The sequence below is a fragment of the Flavobacterium sp. genome (assembly GCF_049590715.1).
Taxonomy (GTDB): domain Bacteria; phylum Bacteroidota; class Bacteroidia; order Flavobacteriales; family Flavobacteriaceae; genus Flavobacterium.
The window spans coordinates 1-2,019 of record NZ_JBAWDL010000137.1; the positions used below are offsets into that span (position 1 = coordinate 1).

The window sequence follows — 2,019 nt, forward strand, 5'->3', positions numbered from 1 at the left end:
TCTAAAAAGAAAATAAAGTGTTTCAAACGGGTTTCGATTACTGCTGGTAAAACAAAAAAAGTATAATACACCATTACACCAGATGACCTCTCTTATTTAAATGAAGAGCTACAACCAGAAATTGAAGCAGGAGAATTTGAGATTCTAATTGGCACAGATAGTTTGGATGGATTAACCGCTAGGTTTAATGTAAAATAAATTCATTATGGGAAAGTACATCAAATTAATTCTTAATTATTCTTTTTTTTCGATTGGAATAGTCTTGTTTACATCACAATGTTCATACGCGCAAGAAAACACCAAATCAAGGCTTATCATTTTGGCTGATATGGGGAATGAACCTGACGAAGAGCAGCAAATGACCCATATGATACTAAATAATAATGAATTTGATTTGGAAGGACTTATTGCAGTTACGGGTAAATATTTGAGACCTGATAGCAAGGATGAATTTAGAAGAAGAACCTACCCAGAATTATTCATCAAAATAATTGATGCTTACGAAAAAGTATACAAAAACCTCCAAAAACACGCTCAAGGATGGCATTCCCCTGATTATCTTAGGTCATTGGTCTGCTCTGGACAACGTGCTTATGGCATTGATGATGTTGGCGAAGGAAAATCTAGTGATGGGTCAAAACTAATCATAAAAGCATTTGATAAACAAGATGATAGACCTATTTGGATTGTTGTAAATGCAGGCTCCAACACTTTGGCGCAAGCACTTTTTGATTATGAAAAAAATCATTCTAAACAAGAGTTTAATTCGGTTTTACAGAAACTCCGAGTTTTTGAAAATGGCGCACAAGATAATGCAGGTGCATGGATTTGTAGCAAATACCCAAACATCCACTGGATACGAAGTAATTACCAAACCTATGCCTTTGGAGGTCCTGGAGCAAATGATGGTGATTTAAGTGTAAACTTAGGCCCTCACTTTTGGGGCAAATATGAATACAGTGTCGCAGGACAAAATGAATGGCTAAAGGAAAATGTCATGCAAAACCATGGTGCTTTGGGCGAAGTATATCCAGAAAGGCGATTCCATGGCTTTAGAGATGGTGGTTTGGGCTTTATGGAAGGTGGTGGCACCATTCCTTGGATGGGATTAGTAAATAAAGGATTGTTTGATATTGACCACCCATCTTGGGGCGGTTGGGGTGGCAGATTTAGTGCCGAAAAAGTAGCAGATTTCTGGTCACGCCATAAAGATATAAAAGCAGATGAAATTAAAAACGCACCATTTTATACATTTCGTGAGGTAAGCGATGTATGGTACAATACAAAAGATGGAAAAACCTATGAAGGCGATTATGTTCCTGTTTGGAGATGGCGGGAAGCGATGTACAACAACCTTGTTTGCCGAATGGATTGGTGTCTACAACCCTATAACAAAGCAAATCATCAACCAAAAGCCGTATTTAATGGCGATAAAAATGATGACATTATTATAATTTCTGCCGTTCCTGGAGAAAAAATAGAATTGGATGCCTCAGCTTCCTCAGACCCCGATGGCGATGCGTTGGAGTTTTTATGGTGGATTTATGAAGAAGCTGGGAATTATGCAGGTAACTTATTTATTAATGAAGCCACAAAAAGCAAAACTTTTCTGAAGGTACCAACGGGTGCTGCAAAAAAACAAATTCATTTAATTTTACAAGTAAAAGACAAAAACTCTATTGCTTCACTTTTTGATTACAGACGAATTATAATAAACGTATCTGGCAATTATAATCATTCAGAAGTGTCTGCACAAAGTGATTAATTTTAAAAGAATATTTTTAGTAAAACTACATTTCTAAAAACCTATTTAATTCAAAAGAATTAAATAGGTTTTGTTTTTTTAAAAGGCAAAGAGCTATTTATATTTCAATTTTAACCTAATAAAATTGAGAATACACATAGTAATAAAAGCATATACCAAGATAAATTCAAAAATACTTCAATTAAGAAAAAGAACATTTTACATTCATATTTGTACAATTCTCCCTCTAAATTGTATTATAATCACCCATACCC

At 34.9% G+C, this 2,019-nt stretch carries 1 protein-coding gene; it reads left to right on the forward strand.

The window, feature by feature from the left end; translation table 11 throughout:
- Positions 1 to 205: 205 nt before the first annotated feature.
- A complete protein-coding gene (locus tag WBQ70_RS06400; protein ID WP_423911905.1) occupies positions 206 to 1,765 on the forward strand; it encodes a nucleoside hydrolase-like domain-containing protein in 1,560 nt (519 codons plus the stop codon).
- Positions 1,766 to 2,019: the final 254 nt, after the last annotated feature.

Coding starts and splice junctions, on each gene's coding strand:
- WBQ70_RS06400 (WP_423911905.1), top strand. CDS start 206: ATGGGAAAGTACATCAAATTAATTCTTAATTATTCTTTTTTTTCGATT.